27 protein-coding genes are annotated in these 24,114 nt (G+C 72.3%); 9 read left to right on the top strand and 18 right to left on the bottom strand.

Annotation, left to right across the window (positions count from 1 at the left end; genetic code table 11):
- Positions 1-3: 3 nt before the first annotated feature.
- The 6 genes from RC1_RS15795 to hisB all read right to left on the bottom strand — a co-directional run bounded on the left by RC1_RS15795 (position 4) and on the right by hisB (position 3,997).
- A complete protein-coding gene (locus RC1_RS15795) occupies positions 4-339 on the bottom strand; it encodes a phosphoribosyl-ATP diphosphatase (protein WP_012568440.1) in 336 nt (111 codons plus the stop codon).
- Positions 340-518: 179 nt separating this feature from the next.
- Complete coding sequence (gene hisF / locus RC1_RS15790) at positions 519-1,295, bottom strand: imidazole glycerol phosphate synthase subunit HisF (protein WP_012568439.1); 777 nt, start codon at positions 1,293-1,295, stop codon at positions 519-521.
- Complete coding sequence (gene hisA / locus RC1_RS15785) at positions 1,289-2,032, bottom strand: 1-(5-phosphoribosyl)-5-[(5-phosphoribosylamino)methylideneamino]imidazole-4-carboxamide isomerase (RefSeq protein ID WP_012568438.1); 744 nt, start codon at positions 2,030-2,032, stop codon at positions 1,289-1,291. The genes hisF and hisA overlap by 7 nt, the downstream gene beginning before the upstream one ends.
- Positions 2,029-2,616 carry a GNAT family N-acetyltransferase gene (locus RC1_RS15780; protein WP_012568437.1) on the bottom strand — a complete coding sequence of 196 codons (588 nt, stop codon included), beginning with the start codon at positions 2,614-2,616 and terminating at the stop codon, positions 2,029-2,031. The genes hisA and RC1_RS15780 overlap by 4 nt, the downstream gene beginning before the upstream one ends.
- A 27-nt stretch (positions 2,617-2,643) precedes the next feature.
- On the bottom strand, positions 2,644-3,291 hold the full coding sequence (gene hisH / locus RC1_RS15775) for an imidazole glycerol phosphate synthase subunit HisH (RefSeq protein WP_012568436.1): 648 nt from the start codon (positions 3,289-3,291) through the stop codon (positions 2,644-2,646).
- 76 nt (positions 3,292-3,367) lie between these two features.
- Positions 3,368-3,997: an imidazoleglycerol-phosphate dehydratase HisB gene (hisB, locus tag RC1_RS15770; RefSeq protein WP_012568435.1), complete on the bottom strand. Its 630-nt coding sequence runs from the start codon at positions 3,995-3,997 to the stop codon at positions 3,368-3,370.
- 176 nt (positions 3,998-4,173) lie between these two features.
- On the opposite strand from hisB, the gene RC1_RS15765 reads away from it, so the two are divergent.
- The 3 genes from RC1_RS15765 (at position 4,174) to hslU (ending at position 7,537) form a co-directional block, all read left to right on the top strand.
- Complete coding sequence (locus RC1_RS15765; RefSeq protein ID WP_012568434.1) at positions 4,174-5,538, top strand: hypothetical protein; 1,365 nt, start codon at positions 4,174-4,176, stop codon at positions 5,536-5,538.
- A 118-nt stretch (positions 5,539-5,656) separates the two neighbouring features.
- Positions 5,657-6,220, top strand: a complete 564-nt coding sequence (gene hslV / locus RC1_RS21165) for an ATP-dependent protease subunit HslV (protein WP_012568433.1) — start codon at positions 5,657-5,659, stop codon at positions 6,218-6,220.
- A gap of 3 nt (positions 6,221-6,223) precedes the next feature.
- Positions 6,224-7,537: an ATP-dependent protease ATPase subunit HslU gene (hslU, locus tag RC1_RS15755; RefSeq protein WP_012568432.1), complete on the top strand. Its 1,314-nt coding sequence runs from the start codon at positions 6,224-6,226 to the stop codon at positions 7,535-7,537.
- A gap of 149 nt (positions 7,538-7,686) precedes the next feature.
- Here hslU and RC1_RS15750 read toward each other — a convergent pair whose 3' ends face one another.
- On the bottom strand, positions 7,687-8,016 hold the full coding sequence (locus RC1_RS15750; RefSeq protein ID WP_012568431.1) for a YnfA family protein: 330 nt from the start codon (positions 8,014-8,016) through the stop codon (positions 7,687-7,689).
- 88 nt (positions 8,017-8,104) lie between these two features.
- Positions 8,105-8,674 (bottom strand): hypothetical protein, encoded by a 570-nt coding sequence (locus RC1_RS20330; protein ID WP_049766743.1) that lies wholly within the window; start codon positions 8,672-8,674, stop codon positions 8,105-8,107.
- Positions 8,675-8,740: 66 nt separating this feature from the next.
- Here RC1_RS20330 and RC1_RS20325 point away from each other — a divergent pair, with 66 nt between their 5' ends.
- Positions 8,741-9,058, top strand: a complete 318-nt coding sequence (locus RC1_RS20325) for a DUF6916 family protein (protein WP_012568429.1) — start codon at positions 8,741-8,743, stop codon at positions 9,056-9,058.
- Positions 9,059-9,163: 105 nt separating this feature from the next.
- Here the strand turns inward: RC1_RS20325 and RC1_RS15735 are convergent, their stop codons facing one another.
- On the bottom strand, positions 9,164-9,784 hold the full coding sequence (locus RC1_RS15735) for a phage tail protein (protein WP_012568428.1): 621 nt from the start codon (positions 9,782-9,784) through the stop codon (positions 9,164-9,166).
- A 409-nt stretch (positions 9,785-10,193) separates the two neighbouring features.
- Between RC1_RS15735 and RC1_RS15730 the strand changes: the two genes are divergently transcribed.
- Complete coding sequence (locus RC1_RS15730) at positions 10,194-11,846, top strand: long-chain-fatty-acid--CoA ligase (protein ID WP_012568426.1); 1,653 nt, start codon at positions 10,194-10,196, stop codon at positions 11,844-11,846.
- A gap of 62 nt (positions 11,847-11,908) precedes the next feature.
- Here the strand turns inward: RC1_RS15730 and RC1_RS15725 are convergent, their stop codons facing one another.
- From RC1_RS15725 to RC1_RS15695, 7 genes are all read right to left on the bottom strand, one after another.
- On the bottom strand, positions 11,909-13,096 hold the full coding sequence (locus tag RC1_RS15725; protein WP_012568425.1) for an ABC transporter permease: 1,188 nt from the start codon (positions 13,094-13,096) through the stop codon (positions 11,909-11,911).
- A 4-nt stretch (positions 13,097-13,100) separates the two neighbouring features.
- Positions 13,101-14,264, bottom strand: coding sequence for an ABC transporter permease (locus tag RC1_RS15720; protein WP_012568424.1), 1,164 nt, complete (start codon positions 14,262-14,264; stop codon positions 13,101-13,103).
- An 11-nt stretch (positions 14,265-14,275) separates the two neighbouring features.
- Positions 14,276-14,971 (bottom strand): ABC transporter ATP-binding protein, encoded by a 696-nt coding sequence (locus RC1_RS15715; RefSeq protein ID WP_012568423.1) that lies wholly within the window; start codon positions 14,969-14,971, stop codon positions 14,276-14,278.
- 79 nt (positions 14,972-15,050) lie between these two features.
- On the bottom strand, positions 15,051-16,142 hold the full coding sequence (locus tag RC1_RS15710) for an efflux RND transporter periplasmic adaptor subunit (protein ID WP_012568422.1): 1,092 nt from the start codon (positions 16,140-16,142) through the stop codon (positions 15,051-15,053).
- Positions 16,143-16,302: 160 nt separating this feature from the next.
- On the bottom strand, positions 16,303-17,349 hold the full coding sequence (locus RC1_RS15705; RefSeq protein ID WP_012568421.1) for an Acg family FMN-binding oxidoreductase: 1,047 nt from the start codon (positions 17,347-17,349) through the stop codon (positions 16,303-16,305).
- 127 nt (positions 17,350-17,476) lie between these two features.
- The gene (locus RC1_RS15700; protein WP_012568420.1) at positions 17,477-17,935 is read right to left on the bottom strand and encodes a GNAT family N-acetyltransferase; all 459 of its coding nucleotides are present in this window, start codon (positions 17,933-17,935) and stop codon (positions 17,477-17,479) included.
- A gap of 43 nt (positions 17,936-17,978) precedes the next feature.
- Positions 17,979-18,668, bottom strand: a complete 690-nt coding sequence (locus tag RC1_RS15695) for a class I SAM-dependent methyltransferase (protein ID WP_012568419.1) — start codon at positions 18,666-18,668, stop codon at positions 17,979-17,981.
- A gap of 218 nt (positions 18,669-18,886) precedes the next feature.
- Here RC1_RS15695 and RC1_RS15690 point away from each other — a divergent pair, with 218 nt between their 5' ends.
- On the top strand, positions 18,887-19,552 hold the full coding sequence (locus RC1_RS15690) for a glutathione S-transferase family protein (RefSeq protein WP_012568418.1): 666 nt from the start codon (positions 18,887-18,889) through the stop codon (positions 19,550-19,552).
- A gap of 162 nt (positions 19,553-19,714) precedes the next feature.
- A complete protein-coding gene (locus RC1_RS15685) occupies positions 19,715-20,443 on the top strand; it encodes a hypothetical protein (protein WP_012568417.1) in 729 nt (242 codons plus the stop codon).
- Between the two features lie 24 nt (positions 20,444-20,467).
- On the opposite strand, the gene RC1_RS15680 is transcribed toward RC1_RS15685, so the two are convergent.
- Positions 20,468-21,364, bottom strand: a complete 897-nt coding sequence (locus tag RC1_RS15680) for an SDR family oxidoreductase (RefSeq protein WP_012568416.1) — start codon at positions 21,362-21,364, stop codon at positions 20,468-20,470.
- Positions 21,365-21,370: 6 nt separating this feature from the next.
- On the opposite strand from RC1_RS15680, the gene RC1_RS15675 reads away from it, so the two are divergent.
- A complete protein-coding gene (locus tag RC1_RS15675) occupies positions 21,371-22,222 on the top strand; it encodes a tetratricopeptide repeat protein (RefSeq protein WP_049766741.1) in 852 nt (283 codons plus the stop codon).
- 178 nt (positions 22,223-22,400) lie between these two features.
- On the top strand, positions 22,401-22,625 hold the full coding sequence (locus RC1_RS15670; protein ID WP_012568414.1) for a hypothetical protein: 225 nt from the start codon (positions 22,401-22,403) through the stop codon (positions 22,623-22,625).
- A gap of 37 nt (positions 22,626-22,662) precedes the next feature.
- Here RC1_RS15670 and RC1_RS15665 read toward each other — a convergent pair whose 3' ends face one another.
- Positions 22,663-23,991 carry an MFS transporter gene (locus RC1_RS15665; RefSeq protein ID WP_012568413.1) on the bottom strand — a complete coding sequence of 443 codons (1,329 nt, stop codon included), beginning with the start codon at positions 23,989-23,991 and terminating at the stop codon, positions 22,663-22,665.
- Between the last annotated feature and the right edge of the window lie 123 nt (positions 23,992-24,114).

Genomic DNA, 24,114 nt, shown 5'->3' with positions numbered 1-24,114 from the left:
CTCTCAGGCGTCGGCCTCCTCGGCCTTGCCCTTGGGCTTGCGGTTCTTCTTCTCCTCGATGCCGCTGGTGCCGCGGCGGCCGTCCAGGATGGCGTAGACGCGGGCCGGCTCCAGGTCCGCATCGGCCCAGAGCACGAGCAGGTGGTAGAGCAGGTCGGCCGACTCCTCCGCCAGCTTGGCTTTGTCGCCGCGGATGCCCTCGATCACCGTCTCCACCGCCTCCTCGCCCACCTTCTGGGCGATCTTGGCGCGGCCGCGGGCGAACAGCCGCGCCGTGTGCGACTGATCGGGATCGGCGCCGCGGCGGGACAGGATCACCCGGTGCAGCGCGTCCAGCACGCCGGCCCCGGCCGCGCCGTCCGTTGCGCCGGCGGGCGGCGTTCCGGCGGCCGGAGGGGCGGCGGCCGGTGGGGCGGACGGAGGGGGCACCGCTGCCGGAACCTCGGCGCCGTGGTCGGCACGGGGATTGCCCGGCTTGCAGGGGTTGCGCGGTTTCTTCTGTCCGGCCATGGCCGTCCTCATGCAAGGCGCATCGGGATGCCCGCCGCCGCCATGTGCCGCTTGGCCTGCCCGACGGAAAAGGTCCCGAAATGGAAGATGCTGGCGGCCAGCACGGCCGTGGCGTGGCCGTCGCGGATGCCGGCGACGAGGTGGTCGAGCGTGCCGACACCGCCCGAGGCGATCACCGGCACGGGCACCGCGTCGGCCACGGCGCGGGTCAGGCCGATGTCGAAGCCGGCCTTGGTGCCGTCGCGGTCCATGGAGGTCAGCAGGATCTCGCCCGCCCCCAGCTCCGCCATGCGCCGCGCCCAGTCCACGGCGTCCAGCCCGGTCGGGGTGCGCCCGCCATGGGTGAACACCTCCCAGCGCGGGGCGCCGTCGGGGCCGGGCGCCACGGCCTTGGCGTCGATGGCGACGACGATGCACTGGCTGCCGAACTTCTCCGCCCCTTCGCGCACGAAGTCGGGGCGGTGGACCGCGGCGGTGTTGATCGACACCTTGTCGGCGCCGGCCAGCAGCAGGCGGCGGATGTCCTCCACCGTGCGCACGCCGCCGCCGACGGTCAGCGGCATGAAGACCTGTTCCGCCGTGCGGCGGACCACGTCGTAGATCGTCTCCCGGTTGTCGGAGCTGGCGGTGATGTCCAGGAAGGTCAGCTCGTCCGCCCCGGCCGCGTCGTAGAGGCGGGCCTGTTCCACCGGATCGCCCGCATCCACCAGATCGACGAAGTTCACGCCCTTGACGACGCGCCCGTCCTTCACGTCCAGGCAGGGGATGACGCGGGCCTTCAGCACCGGGCGTCCTCCGGGCCGGCGGTCAGCGCCAGCGCCTGCCGCGGGTCGATGCGGCCGTCATAGAGCGCGCGGCCGACGATCACCCCCTCGATCCCGGTCTCGGCCTCCGCCTTCAGCGCCAGCAGGTCGGAGAGCGCATGCACCCCGCCCGAGGCGATCACCGGCGTCGTCAGATGCACGGCGAGATCGGCCGTCGCCTCGACATTCACGCCGCCCATGGCGCCGTCGCGGTTGATGTCGGTGTAGACGATGGCGGCCACCCCGGCATCCTCGAAGCGCAGCGCCAGATCCAGCGCCCGCACGTCGGAGGTGGTGGCCCAGCCCTCCACCGCGACATGGCCGTCGCGGGCATCGATGCCGACGCAGATGCGGCCGGGAAAGGCGCGGCAGGCATCCTTGACCAGATCGGGGTCGCGCAGCGCCACGGTGCCCAGGATGACGCGGCGGATGCCGCGGCCCAGCCATTCCTCGATCGTGGCCATGTCGCGGATGCCGCCGCCGAGCTGGACCGGGATCGTGACGCGCTCCAGGATGCGGGACACGGCGTCGGCATTGACCGGCCGGCCGGCGAAGGCGCCGTTCAGGTCCACCAGATGCAGCCAGCGGAATCCCTGGTCCTGGAAGGCGGCCGCCTGGGCCGCGGGGTCCGGGTTGAAGACGGTGGCCTGGTCCATGTCGCCGCGCAGCAGCCGCACGGCCTGCCCGTCCTTGAGGTCGATCGCCGGATAGATGTTCATGGGTTCCGCCCGCTGTCGCCGGCGGCGCCCTCGGGGCCGTCCGCCGGATCGTCGTCCAGGTTCTTGGTGTAGAAGTATCCGGCGAACACCCGGCCATGGGCCATGGCGTAACGGGGGTGGACACCCCAGCGCCGGTATCCGAGGGATTCGTAGAGCGCGATGGCCGCCTTCTGGCTGTCGCGCACGTCCAGGTTCAACACCCGGAAGCCGCCGCGGCGCGCCTCCTCCTCCACCGCCAGCGTCAGCATCCGGGCCAGCCCGTGCCCGCGCGCCCACGGCGCGACGAAGCTGGTCGTCAGCGTGGCGGCGAAGTGCTGCGATTCGTTGTTGCGGGTCGGCCGCACGAGCTGGGCCGAGGCGCAGACCACCCCGTCCAGCCGGCCGACGAACAGGATCCGCTCCGGCACCGCCATGACGCCGCGCCAGTAGCGCTCCTGGGCCTCGCGCTCCGGTGGAGCGACCCAGCCGAAGCCGCCGCCGTCCAGGATGGCGGCGTCGGCCGCGTCGCACAGGTCATGCAGGTCGCCGCGCCGCAGCTCCTCCACGATCTCGACGGTGGACCGGGCCTTGAGACCGCTCACCATGGGCGTCCTCCGGGGGGATCGGCGGGCTTAGGGCCGCCAGGAGAGGAAGTTGGCGATCAGGCGCAGGCCGGCGGCCTGGCTCTTCTCGGGGTGGAACTGGGTGCCGACCAGGGTGTCGCGGCCGACGACGGCGGCGACCGGGCCGCCATAGTCGCATGTCGCCAGCACCTGCGCCGGATCGGCGGGGACCATGTGGTAGGAATGCACGAAATAGGCGTGGGTGCCATGCTCCAGCCCGGCCAGGACGGGATGGTCGGGCCGGGCGAGGCGCAGCTCGTTCCAGCCCATGTGCGGGATCTTCAGGGCCGGGTCGGCCGGGGTCAGCGGCACCACCTCGGCATCCAGCCAGCCCAGCCCCTCGTGCCGGCCGTGCTCCAGCCCGGTCCGGGCCATGAGCTGCATGCCGATGCAGATGCCCAGGAACGGCCGGCCGCGGCGCAGCACCGTCTCCTCCAGGGCGGCGATCATGCCCGGCACGGCGGCAAGGCCGCGGCGGCAGTCGCCGAAGGCACCGACGCCGGGCAGCACGACGCGGTCGGCCCGCAGCACGACCTCCGGGTCGGCGGTGACGGCGATCTCGGCGGCGATGCCGCTGTCGGCGGCGGCGCGCTCCAGCGCCTTGGCGGCCGAGCGCAGGTTGCCCGAGCCGTAGTCGATCAGTGCGATGATGCTCATGCCCGGCCCCCCGGCCCTGCGGACACGTCCCGCGCGGTGGCGGCGGGTCTGGTCATGCTGTCTCTGTCCGGTCCGGTCACAGCGATCCGCCCAGCACACCCTTGGTCGAGGGCACGGCATCCGCCTTGCGCGGGTCGATCTCCACGGCGGCGCGCAGGGCGCGCGCCAGCGCCTTGTAACAGCTCTCCACGATGTGGTGGTTGTTCTCGCCGTACAGGGTTTCGACGTGCAGGGTGGCGCCGGCCGCCTGGGCGAAGGCCTGGAACCATTCCTTGAACAGTTCGGTGTCCATCTGGCCCAGCTTGTCGCGGCTGAAGGCCACCTTCCAGATCAGGTAGGGCCGGTTGGACAGGTCGATGGCGGCGCGGGTCAGCGTCTCGTCCATCGGGACATAGGCGTGGCCGTAGCGCTGGATGCCGCGGCGCTCCCCCAGCGCCTTCGCCACCGCCTCGCCGATGGCGATGCCGGTATCCTCGGTCGTGTGGTGGAAGTCGATGTGCAGGTCGCCCTCCGCCGCCACCTCCAGATCGATCAGGGAGTGGCGGGAGAGCTGCTCCAGCATGTGGTCCAGGAAACCGATGCCGGTGGAGACGGCATAGCGGCCGGTGCCGTCCAGGTCGATGGCGACCCGGATGCGGGTTTCCCGGGTCGTGCGCTCCACCGTGGCGCGGCGGGCGGGGATCGGGGCGGGGGTGCTGCTGTCCATGGCCCTAGGTAACAACGCCCGGCGGCGTCTGTCCAGCAGGCCCGGCCCGAGCGTCCGGCATCGCTGCGGTGCCGGACGCGGGAGGCGCCGCCCGGCGGTCGCCGGCTTGCCGGGGCCAGGGGCGCGGGGTAGGCTTTCCACCCGCAGAACGGGAAGATTCTGATGAAGGGGACCGCATGACGGGAGGGGGCCGGCGCAGGAACGTCCGGCGGCGCGGGCCGGCGCTGCTGCTGCTTCCCTGGCTGGCCGGCTGCGGCGGCGGGGCGGTGCTGCCGCCCCTGCCCGGCCCGCCCCCCGCTTCCCCGGAGCCGGCCGGCATCGCCTGGGACGACTCCGCCCCGGGGCCGGGACCGGAGAGCCGGCCGGTGCCGCTGGGCATCCAGGGGCTGGCATTCGACATCCCGCGCGGGTCGGACGCGGGCAGCCACCGCTTCGGCCTGCTGTGCGGGCCACCTTATACGAGGGTGACCTGGGTGCCGCCGCGCTTCGGCCGCGGCGACCTGGAGGATCTGGTCCACGAGACGCTGACGGCGCAGGGCTTCGACGTGGCGGGCGATCCCGACGATCCCTTCGCGGCGGCGGACCGGCGGCGGGCGGAGATCCTGCTGGCCGGGCGGCTGGTGGCGGCGCGCTACGATCTCTGCAACGCCGTCAACCTGTGGACCGCCTGGTCGGAGGGGCAGAGCGGGGAGGCCGCCGTGCGGGTGGAGTGGACGCTGTACGCCCGCACCGACCGCGCCGTCCTCTTCCGCGCCGTCACGGACGGCCACGCCCGGCTGGCGGAGGCCAGCCCCGACGGCCGGTTCCTGCTGCTGCACGGGGCGCTGGCCGATGCCGTGGCGGCGCTGGGACGCCTGCCGGGTTTCCGCACCGCCCTGGGCCGCACCGCCCTGGGCCGGACCGCCCTGGACCGGGACGGCCCGACAATGGTCCAGGCGGCAGGTCCGGCGGCTCTCCCGGCGGTTCTCCCGCCCGCCGCCCCGGACCTGCCCTGGATCGAGCTGCCGGCGGTGACCGGGTCTGCGCCCGCCAGCACCCCGCTGCGGATCGGGGACGGCCGGGGCGTGGTGCTGACGGCGGACGGGCTGGCGCTGGCGGCGGTCCAGCCCGCTGTCCTGGCCGCTCCGGTGCCCGTCCTGCTGCCGGACGGGCGCGCCGTCACCGCGACGGTGGAGCGGACGGCCCCCGGCGCCGGCGTCGCCCTGCTGCGCCTGCCGCCGGGGGACCACACGGCACGGCCGCTGCGCCTGTCACGCCCGCGCGTCAGCGAGCCGGTGCGGGCGGAGACGGGGAGCGGGTCCCTGGACGGGATCGTCGCCATGGCGCCGCCGGCCGGTCCCGTGCTGGCGGAACTGCCGGGGCTGTCCGTCCGGGCCGGGCTGCCGCTGCTGGACGCCGCCGGCCGCGTCGTCGCCCTGGGCGTCCCGGCCCCGCCCGGCGCGGGTCCGCCGGAGCCCGGAACCGGCTGGTTCCTGCCCGTGACCGAGGCGCTGCGGGGACTGCGCCTGCGCCCGGAAGCGTTGCCGCATCCGGGGGAGTGACCGCACGGGCCGCTTGACCCCCGGCACCGTCTGCCCACCTATCAGGAGCCGACCGACGGGCCGGGTTCCTGCGCCCATGCCCTTCCGGTCCCGTCCCGGAGCCCTTTCGAGACCGTTCATGCGCTACACGTCCGCTTCGTCGCCCGAACCCGTCCAGTGGCACGGCACCACCATCCTGTCCGTGCGCAAGGACGGACAGGTGGTCATCGCCGGCGACGGTCAGGTCTCCATGGGCCAGACCATCATCAAGTCCAACGCCCGCAAGGTGCGCCGGCTGGCCGGCGGCGGCGTGATGGCCGGGTTCGCCGGCGCCACCGCCGACGCCATGGCGCTGTTCGAGCGGCTGGAGGCGAAGCTGGAGCAGCATCCCGGCCAGCTCGCCCGCGCCTGCGTGGAGATGGCGAAGGACTGGCGGACCGACCGCTACCTGCGCCGGCTGGAGGCGATGATGGCCGTGGCCGACCGCGATGTCAGCCTGGTCATCACCGGCACCGGCGACGTGCTGGAACCGGAGGACGGGCTGATCGGCATCGGCTCCGGCGGTGCCTTCGCCCTGTCCGCGGCGCGCGCGCTCGTGGACATCCCCGGCATGGACGCCGAGGCCATCGCCCGCAAGGCCATGCGCATCGCCGGCGAGATCTGCGTCTACACCAATGCCTCCATCACGCTCGAGAAGATCTGAGCCATGACCTCCTTCTCCCCGCGCGAGATCGTCTCCGAACTGGACCGCTACATCGTCGGCCAGCACGAGGCCAAGCGGGCCGTCGCCATCGCGCTGCGCAACCGCTGGCGCCGCCAGCAGCTCCCCGAGGGGCTGCGCGAGGAGGTGCTGCCGAAGAACATCCTGATGATCGGCCCGACCGGCGTCGGCAAGACGGAGATCGCCCGCCGGCTGGCCCGTCTGGCCCAGGCGCCCTTCCTGAAGGTGGAGGCGACGAAGTTCACCGAGGTCGGCTATGTCGGCCGCGACGTGGAACAGATCATCCGCGATCTGGTGGAGATCGCCATCGGCCTGACCCGCGAGCGGCTGCGCAAGGAGGTCGCCAGCAAGGCCGAACTGCGCGCCGAGGACCGCGTGCTGGAGGCCCTGGTCGGGGCCAACGCCAGCGGCGAGACGCGGCAGAAGTTCCGCAAGATGCTGCGGGAGGGCCAGCTCAACGACCGCGAGATCGAGATCCAGGTGCAGGACACCTCGGTCCAGGGCCTGCCCACCTTCGACGTGCCGGGCATGCCCGGCGCCCAGATGGGCATGATCAACCTGGGCGACATCTTCGGCAAGGCGCTGGGCGGCCGGACCAAGGTGCGCCGCATGAGCGTGTCGGAAAGCTACGACGTGCTGATGGCCGAGGAGTCCGACAAGCTGCTGGACCAGGAGAAGGTCGTCTCCGAAGCCATCCAGTCGGTGGAGCAGAACGGCATCGTCTTCCTGGACGAGATCGACAAGATCACCGCCCGGTCGGAGGTGCGCGGCGGCGCCGACGTCAGCCGTGAGGGCGTGCAGCGCGACCTGCTGCCGCTGATCGAGGGCACCACCGTCAACACCAAGCACGGGCCGGTGAAGACTGACCATGTGCTGTTCATCGCCTCGGGCGCGTTCCATCTGGCGAAGCCGTCGGACCTGCTGCCCGAGCTGCAGGGCCGCCTGCCCATCCGGGTCGAGCTGAAGGCGCTGTCGCAGGAGGATTTCCGCCGCATCCTGACCGAGCCGGAAGCCAGCCTGATCAAGCAGTACAAGGCGCTGCTGGCGACGGAGGGGATGACGCTGGACTTCACCGACGACGGCATCGACGAGCTGGCCCGGCTGGCGGCGGACATCAACCGCTCGGTGGAGAACATCGGCGCCCGCCGCCTGCACACGGTGCTGGAGCGGCTGCTGGAGGAGATCAGCTTCACCGCGTCCGACCGCAGCGGCGAAAGCGTCACCATCGACGCCGCCTATGTCCGCGGCCAGCTCCAGGGCCTTGCCCAGAACACCGACCTGTCCAAGTTCATCCTCTGAGGGCGGGGCCGTCCCCCTCCGACGACGGGCGCCCGGCAGACCTCGGGCGCCCGTTGATTGCCTCCCGGACGGCCTGAAACGACGCCATCTCCCTCCCCCGATTCCCGCGTGGACCTCGGTCCTGACAAGGGAAACTCGGACGGGCAGCGTCACTGGCCGCCGCGCGGCCCGAAGATGATGACCAGGGCACCGGAAACGCAGAGCACCGTGCCGAGTGTGTCCCAGCGGTCGGGGCGGCTGCCCTCGACCAGCCACATCCAGACCAGCGATGTCAGGATGTAGATGCCTCCATAGGCCGCATAGGCCCGGCCGGCCAGATCGCTGTCGATGCGGGTGAGCGCCCAGGCGAACAAGGCGAGGCTTGCCATTCCGGGGATCAGCCACAGCGGCGATCTGTCCAGCCGCAGCCAGGCCCAGAAGGCGAAGCAGCCGCCGATCTCCGCGACGGCGGCCAGCAGATAGGTCGCTATGGTCGCCATCCCAACCCCCCGGTTCAACGATACCGACGTGCGTCGGCGGGTGGGGGAGCGGGCGCCCGGGCAGGCGCAGACCCCGGAACCGTCGAGGTCATGGAACGTCGCCCCCCGCCGCCGGGTAGCGCAGTTCGACCATGGGGCCGTGGCGGCCGCACTCGCGCCAGCCCAGGCGCGCGGTGATGCGGCGGACGGGGTTGTCCTGGTGGTGGTGGATGTGGACCGGGCGGCCCAGCAGGTCGGCGGTCCGGCGCAGGGCGCGCAGCACGCCCACCGCGACTCCGCCGCCGCGCCGGTCGGGCAGCAGCGCGATCTCCACCCCCTGGATGCGCGACGCGCGGCTGAGCACGTCCAGCACCTGATAGCCCACCGGCGCGCCCCGCAGCAGCAGCAGGTCGATCCAGGCGCCGGGGAACACCGTCTGCCAGCCGGTGCGCTGCACCCGCCACTGCATGTCCAGGATCTGCCCCAGCACCGGCTGCGGGATGCCGGACAGCTCCGCCCCGCGGAAGGCGTCGAAGACGCCGCGCACGAAGGGCCAGTCCGCCTCCTCTACCGGGCGGAAGTCGAGCCCCGGCACGAGACCGCGGGCCAGAGCATAGTAGGGGTGGTCTGCGCGCGCGGGATGATCGGCGTCGGGACCAGTATGCGGATCGGACGACAAGGGATTTACCTTACACGGTGCAGTGGGCATAGTCGCGCAGGCCGCGCCCCAAGGAAAGCCCGCCCGATGATCGTCCACGGCGTTGATCTCTCGAAACTCCCCCTGCTGACCGTCGAGCAGTTCGAGCACGCGGTCGGCCGGACCTTCCTGCTGGAGACGGTGCCGGAGCCGGTGGCGGTCCGCCTCGACTCGGTGCGGCGCTTCCCGAAGCTGAGCGTCAGCCTGCGCGAACCCTTCACGGCCTTCTTCTCCAGCGCGTCGGACGTGCAGTTGCTGGAAGGGCTCTACAAGGCCACGCTGGACGGCGACACGACGCTGGAGCTGTACCTGATCCCGATCGTCGCCCCGCCCGGCCGGCGCTGCTACCAGGCCGTCTACAACTGACGGACGGCCCCGCGGCGGCAGAGGCGCCGAACCGGAAGGGCGAACGGAAAGGGGCGGAACCGTGCGGTCCCGCCCCTGTCATCGCCTCTGCCGAGGGCGCCCGCGTCAGTCGCGCGGCGGCCAGAGGCCCTGGAGGCAGAAGCAGAAATTGATGCACTGCCAGGGCTGCATCATCGACACCGGGGCGGTGCCGCCGGCATTGCCGACGGTGATGCTCGGCGGCTGCACCGTGCCCGACGCGATCGGCACGGCGGTTCCGCTGGCGGGGCCGTAGATCTTCACGGTGACCGCATCGCCGCCGAAGTCGCCGGCCGCCGCCGTCAGGTACTTTCCCACCGCCGGGGCGCTCGAATCGGCGGGGCCGGTATAGGCGCTGAGCGTCACCGATCCGCCGCCGCCGGTCGCCTGCGCGGCATGGGTGTGGACCGGCATCTGGCTCTGCGTCAGGTTGACCTGCTCCTGGCCGCCGCTCTGGCCGATCACGCGGTTGGTCGTCGGCGGGATGCCGCCGCTGCCGGGGAACTGGCCGGCGCCGACGGGGACACGGCCGCGCAGGTCGGGCAGGGCGAAATTCGTCGAGCCGTTGCCGCCATAGGTAGCACCGATCAGGGCGAAGACCGCCTGGTTGCCGTTGACCGGCAGGATCTGGCCCATACACAAGGACCAGTTCGACGGTGCCCAGGACACCGCCCAGGGCATGATCGTACCGATGAAGGGATCAGACATTACGAAACCTCCCCTTTCTGTGAGCCCGCCTGCGGCTGCCGCGGCAGCGTGGTGCGGTGGACGGCACCCCGCACCCGCCACCTCGGCGGGTCCTTGGCGGTACAATCCGGGGTAAGCCTAACCTCGTACCTATAAAGGAGAAACAGAAATCTCCGTGACTCCTGTCGCGGGAAACGGGAATAGCGCCAGGATGTCACAGACACACCATCGCCGCCATCAGGGCGCCGCTTACAACTGTATGGAGGCTGGCGACGACGCACCATGGCCTGCGGCCGGGACCCGTCCCCCGGACACCGCCATCCACAGGCCGGTCATCCGGCGCGACGGGCCTGCCTGGGTTCTGGCGAGCAAGCGGGGGAACGGTTAAGGTCCCGGGGACGAACAAGAACAGCCCACGGGAGGAGGCAGAATGCTGCGTGGACTCATGATGGACCGGCCCCTGATGATCTCGTCGATCCTCAGGCATGCCGCCCTCTATCACGGCACCGCCACCATCGCCTCGCGCTTCGGCACCGAGAAGCCGCACAGATACACCTACCGCGACGCCTGGGCGCGCACCCGGCAGCTCGCCAACGTGCTGGTCGAGCTGGGCATCAAGCCCGGCGACCGGGTGGCGACGCTGGCCTGGAACGACCACCGGCATGTCGAGCTGTACTACGCCATCGCGGGCATCGGCGCCGTCGTCCACACGGTCAATCCCCGGCTCTTCCCCGAACAGCTCATCTACATCTTCAACCATGCCGCCGACGAGGTGCTGTTCGTCGATCCGATGTTCGTGCCGCTGGTGGAGAAGCTGAAGCCCCACCTGAAGACGCTGCGCACCATCGTCGTGATGACCCGGCCCGAACTGATGCCGCAGCAGAGCAGCCTGCCCAGCCTGCTCTGCTACGAGACGCTGATGGACGGGGCGAAGCCCGATTTCGACTTCCCCGAGTTCGACGAGAACACGGCCGCCGGGCTCTGCTACACCTCCGGCACGACGGGCAACCCCAAGGGCGTGCTCTACAGCCACCGCTCCACCGTGCTGCACGCCTACGGCTTCCTGGCCATTCCGGGCATGGAGGTGCGCTCGCACGACACCGCCCTGGTGGTGGTGCCGCTGTTCCACGCCAACGCCTGGGGCTATCCCTACTCGGCCCCCATCATCGGGGCCAGCATGGTGCTGCCGGGGCCGAAGCTGGACGGCCGCTCCGTCTATGAGCTGATGGAGGAGGAGAAGGTCACCGTCTCCTCCGGCGTGCCCACGGTCTGGCTGGGGCTGCTGGCGCATCTGCGCCAGTCCGGCGCCCGCTTCAGCACGCTGAAGGCGGTCACGGTCGGCGGCTCGGCCCTGCCCAAGGCGATGATCGAGGAGTTCGAGCAGGGCCACGGCGTCACCTGCATCCAGGGCTGGGGCATGACGGAGATGAGCCCGCTGGGCACCGTCGGCACCCTGGCGCCCGACCAGTTGCAGCAGCCGGCAGAGGTCCAGCACGAGCTGAAGATGAAGGCCGGCCGCGCCGTCTACGGGGTGGAGATGAAGATCGTCGGCCCCGACGGGTCGGAGCGGCCGCGCGACGGCGTCGCCTATGGCGAGCTGGTGGTGCGCGGCCCCTGGATCACCGCCGGCTACTACAACGACGAACAGGCGAACATCGGCGCCTTCACCCCCGACGGCTGGTTCCGCACGGGCGACGTCGCCACCATCGACGACCGCGGCTTCATGGCCATCGTGGACCGGGCCAAGGACGTCATCAAGTCGGGCGGCGAGTGGATCAGCTCCATCGACCTGGAGAATGCCGCCATCGGCCATCCCGCCGTGCAGGAAGCCGCCGTCGTCGGCGTGCCGCATCCGAAGTGGCAGGAGCGGCCGCTGCTGGTCGTCGTCCCGCGGGAGGGCAGGACCGTCGAGAAGGAGGAGCTGCTGGCCTGGCTGTCCGACAAGGTCGCCAAGTGGTGGCTGCCGGACGACATCGTGGTGATGGAGCAGCTTCCGCACACGGCCACGGGCAAGATCCTGAAGACGGCCCTGCGCAAGCAGTTCGCCGACTACCGCCTGCCGGGGGCCGAAGCCGCCGAATAGGCGGCCGGACGGACCCGGACGGACAGGAACGGCAGGGCCTTTCCGGCGGCGCCGGGAAGGCCCTATCGCTGTCCGAAGGCGGCGACCAGGGGGACGCGGGTGGCGCGGATGGCCGGGAACAGGCCGCCGATGAAGCCGACGACCAGCGCCAGCGTCACCCCCTGCATCACCAGCCCCGGGGTGAGCCGGAAGCTGAACACCACCTGGGTGAAGCTGCCGCCGAAGGTGCTGGCCGTCAGCCCGTCGAAGAAGACCCAGGTCAGCAGCGCGCCGACCACCCCGCCCAGGCCGGCCAGCGCCAGACTCTCCACCAGCGTGCCGACGAAGGCGGGGATGCCGCCGAAGCCCAGCGCCCGCAGGGTGGCGATCTCCGTCGTGCGGGCGGCGACCGAGCTGTACATGGTGTTCAGGGCGCCGGCGAGCGCGCCCATCGCCATGGCGATGGCGAGCGGCCAGCCCAGGCTCTGGATCAGCCCGCCGGTGCCCGCCGCCTGATCGGCGAAGTAGGTCTGCTCCGTCTTCGCGTCCAGCTTCAGGCGCGGGTCGGCATCGACATAGGTCTTCAGCGCCGCCAGCGCGTCGGGTCCGTCCAGCCGGACCCGGATGCTCTGGTAGAAGTTGCTGCGGTTGAACAGGCTCTGCACCGTGCCGACATCGGCCCAGAGTTCGGATTCGAAGACGCTGCCGCCCATCTCGAAGATGCCGACCACGGTCCAGGTGCCGGTGCCCAGCCGCACCGTGCTGCCGGGTTCGAACCCGGCGAACTCGCTCAGCAGCGAGCGGCCGACGATGATCTCCGCCGCACCAGGCTCGAACATCCGGCCCTCGACGATGCGGAAGCCCTGGCGGATCGCCTCCCCTTCCGGACCCAGCCCGCGCAGGGCGATGTTGGCCTTGGTGCCGCTGGCCCGCTTGAGCCCGTCCACGATGAGGTACAGCTCGCCCGAGACCAGCGCCTTGCCGTCGGCCCCCCGGGCGATGCCCGGCGCCTCCTCGATCAGGCGGAGCTGGTCGCGGCCGACGGAGCTGTTGATCTCCACGCTGGCGCCGCCGCGCAGCAGCACCGCCACGTCCGGCGAGCCGGTGCCGCGCAGGGTCTGCCGGAAACCGTTCGCCATCGCCAGGAAGGACAGCAGCACCGTCACCACGAGCGCGATCGCCACCACCGTGGACAGCGACACCCAGAAGCGGCGCGGGATGCTCTTCAGGTTGATCGCCGTGACGGCGACGATCTGGTTCAGCAGGCGCACGGGCTCAGTCCCTCCCCAGGGCGGTGACGATGCTCATGCGCAGCGCGTTCAGCGCCGGCACGACGCCGGTGACCAGACCCAGCAGCAGCATCAGCCCCACCCCCAGGAAGGCCGTCTGCGGCACCAGCCGCAGGCCCGGCGCGAAGGCGCCGGCCATCGGCGCCAGCACGGCGCAGGCCGCCGCCGCCGCGATCAGTCCCGGAATGCCGCCCAGCAGGGCCAGCAGCACGCTCTCCCCCAGCACCATGCGGAAGATCCGGCCGCTGGGGAAGCCCAGTGTCTTCAGCACCCCGATCTCCCGCGTGCGCTCGCGGATCGCCATGACCATGGTGTTGCCGACGATCATCAGGATGGTCAGGAAGGCGGCCCCCACCACCAGCGTCACGATCAGGGCGATGTTGCCGAGCTGGGCGGCGAACTGCTTGTTGAACGCCCCCTCGGTCGTCGTCGAGGTCTCGAAGGGCGAATTGGCGAACATGCCGTCCACGGCGGCGACGACCCTGTCGTTCACCTCCGGCCCCGTCGTCTCGACCAGGACGGAACCGATGAAGTCCTTCCCGAAGCTGCGCGTCTCGTTGAAATAGTCGTAGTGGAAGGCCACGAGGTTGGTGTCCACCCGGTCGCGCGCCGGCCGGAAGATGGCGGCGATGGTGAAGTCCCAGGTGCGGGTGCCGGTCGTCCGGTTGGTGAAGATGGTGCTGGACAGCGGCACCCGGTCGCCGACCTGCCAGCCGTATTTCCGCGCCACCGCCTCGCCCACCGCCAGGCTGCCGCGGTCGCGCAGGAACGCCTCCCGCTCGGCCGGATCGAAGGCGAAGTCCTCGCGGAAGATCTCCAGATAGGTCTCCGGCTCCACCGCGAAGGTGACGATGAAGTTGCGCGGCTCCTGGAAATAGCCGCCGAACCAGTTCCAGTGACTGGCCACCCGCACGCCTTCCACCCCCCGCACCCGGTCCAGGTAGGCCAGCGGCAGCGGCTGGGTGAAGTTGATCCGGTTGACGACAACCAGCCGGTTGTCGGCCGCCGCCGCCTCGGCCGAGTTGAAGGCCCGCTCGAAGCTGGCCAGCACGCCGAAGATCAGGAAGGCGACGAAGATGCTGACCACCATCAGGAAGGCCCGCAGCTTGCGCCGGAACAGGTTTCTGCGGACCAGGTAGAAATCGTCCATCCCCGCCCCCGTCAGGCCGCGTCCAGGTCGCGCTCGACGAACTGCCCCTTGTCCAGGTGCAGGACGCGGCGGGCGTAGCGGGCGGCCTCCGGGTCGTGGGTGACCATGACGATGGTCTTGCCCATCTCCCGGTTCAGCAGTTGCAGCATCCGCAGGATCTCGTCCGCCGTGGTGCGGTCGAGATCGCCCGTCGGTTCGTCGCAGAGCAGCATCTTGGGGTCGGAGACGACGGCGCGGGCGATGGCGACGCGCTGCATCTGGCCGCCCGACATCTCCCGCGGGTAGTGGCCCATGCGGTCGCCCAGATCCACCAGCCGCAGCGCGATCTCCACCCGCCGCCGCCGCTCGGCCGCGTCCAGGCGGGTCAGCAGCAGCGGCAGTTCCACGTTCCGCGCCGCCGTCAGCATCGGCATCAGGTTGTAGAACTGGAAGATGAAGCCGACATTGGCGGCGCGCCAGTCGGCCAGCGCCCCTTCCGACAGGCCGTCGATGCGCACGCCGTCGAACTGGACCGCGCCGGAGGTCGGCCGGTCGATGCCGCCCAGCAGGTTCAGCAGCGTCGTCTTGCCCGACCCGCTGGGTCCCATGACGGCGACGAAATCGCCGCGCGGGATCGCCATGTCCAGGCGGTCGAAGATGGTGATCGTCTCCTTCGCCTTGATGAAGCGCTTGGAGACTTCGGTCAGCCGGATCAGTGCGTCGCCCATGGTCTTTCCCGCTGTCGGCCGGCGCCGCTGCCGGCCGGTCCGTGCCCGTTCCGTTTCCGTCCGTCCCCGGCCGCCCGCGTCAGGCGCGGTCCTCCAGGAAGGTCACCTTCGCCGCCATGTCGGGCAGGATGCGCGGATCGCGCCCGTCGAACCCGATGCGGACCTGGATCGTCGCCTTGTCGCGGTTGGCCGTCGGCACCACCGCGATGACCCGGGCCGGAATGCGCCAGTCCGGATAGGCGTCCAGCACCGCCTCCACCCGCTGGCCGGCGACGACGCGGCCGATATAGGCCTCGTTCACGTCCACCTCCACCTCCAGGCTGTCCATGTCCACGATGGTGCAGATGCCGGTGCGGGTGAAGCCGCCGCCCGCCGACACCGGAGAGATGATCTCTCCCGGCTGGGCGTTCTTGTCGATCACGACTCCGGAGAAGGGGGCCGCGATGGTGTATTTCGAGAGCTGCTCCGCCCGGCGGGAGACGTCCAGCTTAGCCGTCTCGATCTGGGCCTGTGCCGCCCGGATCTGGGCGCGCAGGGAGTCCACGCGGGCCTGCGCCTTGATCAGGTCCGCCTCGCTGGCGTTGGCATTGCGCGACAGGCTGCGGACCCGCTTCAGCGTGCTCTCGGCGTCGCGCAGGTCCGCCTGGTGGCCGGCGACGGTCGCCTGCGCCTGGTCCACGGCGGCGCGGGCCAGCGACAGGTCGATCTCCGCGAGCGCGGCGTCGAGCCGGGCCAGCACCTGCCCCTCTTCGACCCGCATCCCCTCCTCCACCAGCACGTCCACGATGCGGCCGGTGATCTCCGCCGCCACGGTGGCCTTGCGGCGGGCGACGATGTAGCCCGAGGCGACCAGCGAGCCCGCCCGCGGCACCGCCGGAGCGGCGGCGGGCACCGGAGTGGCGGGCCGCGCCTGGGCCGTGGAGGCTGTCGTGGTGGCGGCCGGTTCGGAACGGGGGGCGGCGGCGGGCGGCGGCGCCTTGGCCGGCGCGCGCTCGGCGGTGCGGGCCGGCGGCTGACCGTCGATCATGTACCAGTAGGCGCCGGCCGCGACGATGCAGCCCGCGGCCAGCCCGGCCGCCACGGTCTTCCAGGGCACGCCGCGCCGGGCGGGGGGGCGGGTCCGGTCGATCGTGAGGGCGCGCAAGAGCGCCGCCTTGTCTTCCTGCATCATCCTACCTCGTCGGCCGGCCGGTCGGCCGGCGGTCCGTCACGCGCCATGACTATGGTATTAGGTCCATGGGATGAAAAGCGCGCGGCGGCAAGATTGCACCGCGATGGCACGCCCGCCACCACAGCGCGGACCGGCCCCCGTCCTGTCAGCACCCGGCCTGTCACTGCTCGACCAGCACGTCCTCCAGCGGGCGGCGGGCGGCGGCGGGCACGCTCTGCTGCGGATAGCCGATCCGCAGCAGAAGCTGCGGCACCCCGTCGCCTGTGCAGTTGAAGCGCGGCAGCAGATCGCGCAGCCGCGGCCGCAGCTCCGGCACCTCGATCGGTTCGTTCAGGAAGGCGGCGGCCAGCCCGGCCCCGGTCAGGGTCAGCAGCACCCGCGACAGCGCCCGCCCCGCCGCCAGCCAGTCGGCCGGGGTGTCGCCCGGCGTCGTCAGCACGGCCAGCGCCGGGGCGTCCCGGGCCAGACGGCTGTCCTTCGCGGCCACGCTGTCGCCCTGGTCGGTGAAGCGGATGACCAGCGCCCCCACGGCCGAGAGCGCGTCGGGCAGGCCGAACGCCCGGGCGGACAGGCCGTCCTGGTCGGCCCCGTGGCGGGACTTCACCCAGTGCGCCAGCTCGCGCCGGAAGGCGGGGTCGTGCATCTGGGCCAGATCGCCCTCCGCGATCAGGGCGGCCACGGCATCGCGCTCGCCCGGCTCGGTCAGAACGTGCAGCAGCGCCCCTTCCGCCTCCGCCGCGGCGACGCAGGCCATCAGGTCGCGCGGCTCGGCCGGACGGTCCTCATAGGCGGAGCGGTTGCTGTGCCGCCGCGGGATCGCATCGAGCAGCGCCCGCGCCTCCGCATCGGGCAGCAGTTTCTCCCCCGTCAGCAGGACCCGGGCCAGAAGGTCCGGGTCGCGGGGGTCGGGGAAGGTCTCCACGATGTGCGCGCGGTGGAAGGCGCGCAGGGCGACCGTCAGATGCCCCAGCGCCGCCCCGCAGGAGATCAGCAGCTCGCGGCCGGCCGGATCGACCACCGGCAGGGCGCGCTCGCGGTCGGCCCGCAGCTCGACAAAGGAGTCGGAGAGGACCAGCGACCAGGGCTGGGTGTTGTGCCCGCTGGGCGCCAGGACGGCGTAGCGCAGTGCGAAGCGGATCTGCTCGCGCTGCGGCCCCTCCTCCGGAAAATCCTCGGCATCCAGGGTCCAGGGTTCGTCGTAGGCCATGGCGGCTCTCCTCCCGGGGGCGGACGGAACTGGGGGCAGCAGGAACTGGAACGGGCGGACCCTAGCGCGGGGCGGGCCGCCCGGCCTTGACGGGGGTCAATCGCGGCACCGCCCGGGGGGATGCCGGTCAGACCAGCTTGACCGTGTAGCGGACGAAGGCGTCGCGGCCGCCCGTGACCCTGTCATAGAGCCGCCGGGCGGTGGCGTTGTCCTCCTGCGTGTGCCAGTAGACGCGGCGCCAGCCGGCCTGCCGCCCCGTCGCCACCAGCCGTTCGATCAGGGCCCGGCCGACGCCGCGGCCGCGCGCCGCGGGATCGGTATAGAGGTCCTCCAGGTAGCAGTCCGTGCGGACGCTCCAGGTGTTGTCGTGCAGGACGTAGTTGCAGAGCCCGACCACCGTCCCGTCCGCCTCCCGGGCGAGCAGGCCCTTGACCGGATGCCCGGGTTCCAGGATGCGGCGCCAGACATCGGCGGCGACGCCGTCGGGCAGTGCCTCCCCGTAGAAGGCGCAGTAGCCGGCGAACAGCCGGTGCCAGTCCGCCGCGTCCCCCGCCGTGGCCGGGGTGACCGTGATGCCCGTTCCCATCCGCGCCGTTCCTCCCTCTCCCGGCCCTGCCCCGGCGGAGCGGTCAGCGTTCCGCCCATCCCGCGATGTGCGGGGCGACGATCGGGTATGGCATCCGGAACGGCTCGATGTCCACGCGGGCGAAACCGGCGGCCCGGATGCGGGCGGCGGTGTCGCGGTCGGGCTCGCAGCCGTCGCCCAGCCGGCGCCAGACCGGCTTCACCCGCCGCTGCCAGTGCCGTTCGCCGCTGCCGGGCTCGGCCCCGACATGCTCGATGAAGACGAAGCGGCCGCCGGGCTTCAGCACCCGCCGGACCTCGGCCAGCACCCGGTCGGGATCGGCCACGCTGCACAGCACCAGGGTGGAGACGACGGCGTCCTGGCTGGCGTCGGGGACCGGCAGCCGCTCCGCCGTGCCCGCCAGCAGGGTGGCGTCCAGCCCGGCGGCATCCGCCTTGCGCCGCAGATAGGGGTACGCCATCGGATTGGGCTCCACCCCCGTCCAGTGGATGCCCGACGCGAAATAACCGATATTGGCGCCGGAGCCGGGGCCGATCTCCAGCACGGCGCCGCGCAGTCCCCCGATCAGGTGACGCTTCCGGGCATCCACCTTCGCGTTGTAGCCGTCGGCATAGACGTGCAGGAACCAGGCGTGCAGCCGCCGCAGCCAGCCGCCGCCCGCGGCCGGCGGGGTCCCGGCGCAGCCGCCGCGGCAGGGCGTCGCGTCCATCTCCGGATGGTCGTGTCGTACCATGGGCCGTTTCCTTCTGCTGCGACGCACCCTTTTGCGACCACCGCCGGCGCGCGGGAAGCCTTGTCAGCCCGCGTGCCGCTGTGGCACACGATCCGGGCGGCGGACCCCGGCCGGGTCCGTAGAGAGGCCGCGCCCCCGAGGAACCGGCAGACTGTGGACAGGAATGTCCCGCGCCGGCGGTCCGGGAACGGCGGCCGCCCCGGTCTCATGGACCACCGATGCGCACCTTGTACCATCATCCGCTCTCCGCCTCTTCCCGCAAGGTGCGTGTCGCGCTGGGGGAGAAGCGTGTCGAGTTCGATCTGGCGCTGGAGAAGCCCTGGGAGCGCCGGGAAGACTTCCTGATGCTGAACCCGGCCGGGGAGGTTCCCGTTCTGGTGGAGGATGACGGCGTCGTCGTCGTCGGTCACGGCCCGATCTGCGAGTATCTGGAGGAAGGCTTCCCCATCACCCTGCTGGGACCCGATCAGGTCACCCGCGCGGAGACGCGGCGGCTGGCCGCCTGGTTCGACGAGAAGTTCGCCCGCGAGGTGACGGATCTGCTGGTCGGGGAGAAGATGCTCAAGCGCCTTGCCGGCCAGGGCACCCCGCACGCCCAGGCGATCCGCGCCGGGCTCGCCAACATCCACTACCACCTGGACTACATCGCCTGGCTGGCGGAGCGCCGGACCTGGCTTGCCGGTGACGACCTGACGCTGGCCGACATCTCGGCCGCGGCGCATCTGTCCTGCCTGGACTATCTGGGCGACGTGCCCTGGGACGACCATCCCGAGGCGAAGAACTGGTACGCCCGGATCAAGAGCCGGCCCAGCTTCCGCCCGGTGCTGGGCGACCACATCCCCGGCGCCTCGCCGCCGGCGCACTACGCCGACCTGGATTTCTGAGCCCGGCGGGACCACGGGAGGTCCGCCCGACGGATGCCGCACGGACGCTCCGCCACCGTCGCAATTCCGCCCCCTTCCTGGGGCTGGATGGATCCGGGTCCGGCCGGCGCCGCGGCACCGGAATTCCGTTGTTCCCGGACCCGAAGCCACGGGAGACCCTCCATGCACCGACGCCTGTTGCCCGCGCTGGCCCTGACGGCCGGCCTGATCGCCGCCGCCCCGGCCGGCGCCCAGATCGTCCAGCCGCCCGTCTTCATCGACACCGTGTCGCTGTCGCTGGAGGCCGAGGACTGGGTGAAGACGGAGACCGCCCGCGTCAGCCTGATCGTGGACGCCGCCGGCAACGGCGCCGAGGCCAGCCAGCTCCGGCCGGAACTTCTGAAAGCCGCGACAGCCGTGGCGGACAAGGCCGAATGGCGCATCCTGCGGCTGGACCGCCGCCAGGACGAGGCCGGGCTGGACCGCTGGCAGGCCGAGCTGGAGGCGCGTCTGCCCGAGGCGCAGCTCGCCGGCCTTGCCGACCGCGCCAAGAAGGTCAGCCGCCCCGGCCTCCAGGTCCGCATCGGCGGCGTCGCCTTCGACCCCACCCTGGCCGAGACGGAGGCCGTCCGCTCCCGCCTGCGGGAGGAGCTGTACGGCAAGGTGACGGCCGAGCTGGCCCGGCTTGCCAAGGTCTTCCCCGACCGGCAGTTCCGCGTCGCCGGCATCGACTTCAGCGAGGAGCCGATGCCCAAGCTGATGAGCAGCCGCATGGCCATGGCCCCGGCCCGCGGCATGGAGGCCGCGGACATGCTGGAGGAAGGCGTGCAGGAGAAGCTGCACCTGACCGCGCGGGTCACGCTGGGCGCCTTCGCCGTGCCGCCCGATCTCGCCCCGCCGAAGCAGCCCTGACGGGCGGCCGGGAACCGCAGCGCCTCAGCCGGCGCTGCGGACCAGGGCCTGCATCCCCTCCCGGTAGGTCGGATAGGCCAGCCGGACTCCCAGGTCCGTCCGGATGCGGTCGTTCCGCACCCGCCGCGTCTCCGAATAGAAGCTGCGCTGCATGGGCGAGGCCGTCGCCGGGTCGTAGGGTTCGGCCGGCGGCGGCTCCATCCCCAGCAGGCCCGCCGCATAGGCCATCACCTCGTCGGCAGGGGTGGGCTCGTCGTCGCAGACATTGTAGGCGGTGCCGGGGCGTGGCCGCTCCATGGAGGCGCGCAGCACGGCCGCGATGTCGTCCACATGGATGCGGCTGAACACCTGACCCGGCTTCACGATGCGCCGGGCCCTGCCGGCCCGGAGCTGGTCCACCGGACTGCGGCCGGGGCCGTAGATGCCGGCCAGCCGGAACAGGTGGACCGGAACGCCGTGCTCCCGCCAGAGGGAGAGCCAGCCCTCTTCCGCCTCCACCCGCTCCCGCCCGCGGGCATTGCCGGGGCGCAGCGGCGAGTCCTCGTCCACCCAGGCGCCGCCGGTGTCGCCGTAGACCCCGGTGGTGGAGAGATAGCCGGCCCAGGTCAGCGGCAGCGCCGCGATGACGTCGGCGTGCTGCGCCAGCACCGGGTCGTGGCCGCTGCCGTCGCGCGTCCCGTCGGGTCCCGGCTCGGGCGGGGCGGAGTCCAGCAGGTGGCTGGTGCCGGCCAGCGCCGCCGCCGGATCATCCAGCGGCCGGCCGGGGCCGAACAGGTGCGCCTCGATGCCGGCCTCCCGCAGGGCGGCGGCCTTGGCCGGGTCGCGGGTGGTGCCGGCGACGCGCCAGCCCTCCGCCAGCACGAGACGGGTGAGGGCCAGGGCGCTGTAGCCGAGGCCGAAGACGAAGAGCTTCCGGGTCATGCGCGAATGCCCCTGGACAGAACGGACCGGATCATCAAGCTAGGCGCCATGATGCGATGCTGCAACCTTCCGCCCGCCGGCCGCCGGCCCGCCGGGTCTCTTCTCCTGCTGGTCTCGGGACTGGCGCTGCTCTGCGCCCCGGCCGCGGCCGATCCGGTGCGCGACCGCGCCTCCTGCCTTGCCCGGGCCGAGGCGGCCCCGGACTTCGCGCTTGAGGAGGCGCGGCTCTGGCAGCGCCAGGGCGGCGGCAACGATGCCCTGCTGTGCCAGGCGGTGGCGCTGCTGCTGCGGGCGGACTGGCGCCCGGCGGCGGAGCTGTTCGAACGGGTGATCCCGGCCCTGACGGGCGACGGCGCGGCCGTGCGGGCGAACCTCTGGGGCCGGACGGCGCTGGCCTGGGCGAACGCCAAGGAACCGGAACGGGCCGCCAAGGCCCTGGACCGCGCCCTGGATCTGGCGCCCCGCGACGTTGAACTGCGCCTGGACCGGGCCGTGCTGGCGGCCGGGCAGGAACGCTTCTGGGACGCGCTGGCCGATCTGGACGCGGTGCTGACCGCCGCGCCCCGGCGGGTCGATGCCCATGTCCTGCGGGCGCAGGTGAACCGCGCGCTGGGCCAGGACAGCGATGCCGCCCGCGACGTGGACCGCGCCCTGGCGCTCGACCCCAGCGCGCCGCAGGCCCTGCTGCTGCGCGGCAGCCTGCGGGCGGAACGGGGCGACCGGGAGGGCGCCCGCGCCGACTGGATGCAGGTCGGCCGAATCGCCGGGCAGGGCTCCTTCGCCCAGGCCGCGGCGGCAAACCTGGAGGCGCTGGACGCCCTGGAGGCGCAGGAGCGGAAGGAGGGCGCCCGGCGCTGAGCGGCAGGGGATACGGCCCGCACCGTCCCGGTCCCGCCCCCGCCTTTCCACGATCCCGCCACGATTGCTCCCCACCGCCGCCGCGGACGGCAGGCCAACTGGACCCGGGTCCGCCGCCGCGGGCCAGCGACACGACAGCCCGGCCCCTGACAGCCGGGTCCGCGCAAGGGGACAGACCATGGCCGCCGCTTCTTCCATCCGCAGCCCGATCGCCGTCTTCGTCCTGGCCACCATCGTCATCGTCGGGGGCGGCAGTGCGCTCGCCGCCGCCACGCGCCCGGCCGTGAAGGCCCCCGCGGCGGCCTCCCCCCTGATGACCGCCGGCCTGGACGCGGCCGACATCAGGGCGGAGGCGGATGCCAAGGCGCTGACGCAGCCGGAAGGGCGGCTGGCCGCCCGGTGAAGAGCAAGGGCGGCTGGCCGCCCGGTGAGGAGGACCCTCAGCCGCGCGGCGGCTCCCGCACCGTCAGCAGCAGCCCCATCCCGACCAGGAACAGCACCAGCACGGTGGACATGCCGGCCCGCTGGCTCTGGAAGGCATCGGTGGCAAGGCCGTAGGCGAGCGGCCCGATGAAGCCGATGGCGCGGCCCGTCAGGCCGTAGAGGCCGAAGAACTCCGTCTGCATCTCCGGCGGCGACAGCCGCGCCATCATGGAGCGTGCCGCCGCCTGCGCCGGACCGAAGAAGACGCCCAGCAGCAGGCCGAAGACCAGCAGCCACTGCTGGTCCGGGGTGAAGTCCAGCGGCAGCGACAGGTCCGGCGCCCAGGCCCACCAGGGCGTCCCCACCAGCAGCATCGCCAGCCCCGACAGCAGCAGACCGCCCAGGCTGAGGAGCAGCGTCGGCTTCGCCCCGGCCCGGTCGTCCAGCCAGGCGAAGCCGATCGCCCCCGCCCCGGCTGAGACGTTCAGCAGGATGGCGAAGACGATGATCTGTGCCGTCGTCATGCCGAACAGCGCCCCGGCGAAGATGCCGCCGAACGCGGTGATGGTGCTGATGCCGTCGCGCCAGAGCGCGCTGGCGATCAGGAAGCGCACCGTGTTGGCGCGGCGCCCGGCGTGCCGGATCGTCCCGGCCAGGGTGGCGAGGCCGCGGCGCACCGCCTCCGACGCCGACAGGCCGGAGGGGGCGCGGTCCGGCACCAGCAGGAACAGGGGCAGGCTGAACAGCGCGTACCAGACGGCGACCAGGACGGAGGTGGCGCGCACCGGCGCCGCATCCTCCGTCCCCAGCAGGCCGAACAGCGGCCGGTCGGTCTGGATCAGGAGCACGAGGCAGAGCACGAGCGCACCGAGCCCGCCGAGATAGCCCACGCCCCAGCCCCAGCCGGAGACGCGGCCGATCATCCCCGGCGGCGCCACGGACTGCAGCAGGGCGTTGTAGAAGACGTTCGCCAGCTCGAAGGCGGTGGCGGCGACGCCGAAGGCGACCAGCGCCAGCAGGATGTAGGACGGGTCCGGCCGCACCAGGAAGAGGCAGGCCGAGCCCGCCACCGTCAGCGCCGTGAACACCGCCAGCCACGGTCTGGCCCGGCCTCCCTGGTCGGCGATGGCGCCCAGCACGGGCGACAGCACGGCCACCGCCAGCCCCGACAGGGCCAGCGCGAAGCCCCAGTCCCGCGCCCCCGACTCGGGATCGGCGGCCACGGCGTCGGTGAAGTAGCGGCTGAAGACGAAGGTGCCGACCACCGTGTTGAAGGCCGACATCGCCCAGTCGTAGAGGCACCAGCCGGCGACCGCGGCCCTTCTGCCCTGCAAGCTCTCCGCCATCCGCCCTGTTCCTCAGCATCACCGCGCAGGCGGGGCGAAAGTGGCAGACGGCCCCGGCCACGGCAAGCGCCGCCCGGGGCGATACCGGGGCGGCCATTCGGGCATGCGGACACGCCGCGCCCC

It is taken from the genome of Rhodospirillum centenum SW, from assembly GCF_000016185.1.
Classification (GTDB): domain Bacteria; phylum Pseudomonadota; class Alphaproteobacteria; order Azospirillales; family Azospirillaceae; genus Rhodocista; species Rhodocista centena.
Note: the sequence above shows the minus strand (reverse complement) of the source record. Positions and strands in the feature narration are given on the sequence as shown.

Excerpts from the sequence above, each read along its gene's own strand:
- hisA (WP_012568438.1), bottom strand. The coding sequence starts at position 2,032 with ATGAACATCTATCCGGCGATCGACCTCAAGGACGGGCAGGCCGTGCGG.
- RC1_RS15780 (WP_012568437.1), bottom strand. The coding sequence starts at position 2,616 with ATGGTGAGCGGTCTCAAGGCCCGGTCCACCGTCGAGATCGTGGAGGAG.
- hisH (WP_012568436.1), bottom strand. The coding sequence starts at position 3,291 with ATGAGCATCATCGCACTGATCGACTACGGCTCGGGCAACCTGCGCTCG.
- hisB (WP_012568435.1), bottom strand. The coding sequence starts at position 3,997 with ATGGACAGCAGCACCCCCGCCCCGATCCCCGCCCGCCGCGCCACGGTG.
- RC1_RS15765 (WP_012568434.1), top strand. The coding sequence starts at position 4,174 with ATGACGGGAGGGGGCCGGCGCAGGAACGTCCGGCGGCGCGGGCCGGCG.
- hslV (WP_012568433.1), top strand. The coding sequence starts at position 5,657 with ATGCGCTACACGTCCGCTTCGTCGCCCGAACCCGTCCAGTGGCACGGC.
- hslU (WP_012568432.1), top strand. The coding sequence starts at position 6,224 with ATGACCTCCTTCTCCCCGCGCGAGATCGTCTCCGAACTGGACCGCTAC.
- RC1_RS15750 (WP_012568431.1), bottom strand. The coding sequence starts at position 8,016 with ATGGCGACCATAGCGACCTATCTGCTGGCCGCCGTCGCGGAGATCGGC.
- RC1_RS20325 (WP_012568429.1), top strand. The coding sequence starts at position 8,741 with ATGATCGTCCACGGCGTTGATCTCTCGAAACTCCCCCTGCTGACCGTC.
- RC1_RS15735 (WP_012568428.1), bottom strand. The coding sequence starts at position 9,784 with ATGTCTGATCCCTTCATCGGTACGATCATGCCCTGGGCGGTGTCCTGG.
- RC1_RS15730 (WP_012568426.1), top strand. The coding sequence starts at position 10,194 with ATGCTGCGTGGACTCATGATGGACCGGCCCCTGATGATCTCGTCGATC.
- RC1_RS15720 (WP_012568424.1), bottom strand. The coding sequence starts at position 14,264 with ATGGACGATTTCTACCTGGTCCGCAGAAACCTGTTCCGGCGCAAGCTG.
- RC1_RS15715 (WP_012568423.1), bottom strand. The coding sequence starts at position 14,971 with ATGGGCGACGCACTGATCCGGCTGACCGAAGTCTCCAAGCGCTTCATC.
- RC1_RS15710 (WP_012568422.1), bottom strand. The coding sequence starts at position 16,142 with ATGATGCAGGAAGACAAGGCGGCGCTCTTGCGCGCCCTCACGATCGAC.
- RC1_RS15705 (WP_012568421.1), bottom strand. The coding sequence starts at position 17,349 with ATGGCCTACGACGAACCCTGGACCCTGGATGCCGAGGATTTTCCGGAG.
- RC1_RS15700 (WP_012568420.1), bottom strand. The coding sequence starts at position 17,935 with ATGGGAACGGGCATCACGGTCACCCCGGCCACGGCGGGGGACGCGGCG.
- RC1_RS15695 (WP_012568419.1), bottom strand. The coding sequence starts at position 18,668 with ATGGTACGACACGACCATCCGGAGATGGACGCGACGCCCTGCCGCGGC.
- RC1_RS15690 (WP_012568418.1), top strand. The coding sequence starts at position 18,887 with ATGCGCACCTTGTACCATCATCCGCTCTCCGCCTCTTCCCGCAAGGTG.
- RC1_RS15685 (WP_012568417.1), top strand. The coding sequence starts at position 19,715 with ATGCACCGACGCCTGTTGCCCGCGCTGGCCCTGACGGCCGGCCTGATC.
- RC1_RS15680 (WP_012568416.1), bottom strand. The coding sequence starts at position 21,364 with ATGACCCGGAAGCTCTTCGTCTTCGGCCTCGGCTACAGCGCCCTGGCC.
- RC1_RS15675 (WP_049766741.1), top strand. The coding sequence starts at position 21,371 with ATGCCCCTGGACAGAACGGACCGGATCATCAAGCTAGGCGCCATGATG.
- RC1_RS15670 (WP_012568414.1), top strand. The coding sequence starts at position 22,401 with ATGGCCGCCGCTTCTTCCATCCGCAGCCCGATCGCCGTCTTCGTCCTG.
- RC1_RS15665 (WP_012568413.1), bottom strand. The coding sequence starts at position 23,991 with ATGGCGGAGAGCTTGCAGGGCAGAAGGGCCGCGGTCGCCGGCTGGTGC.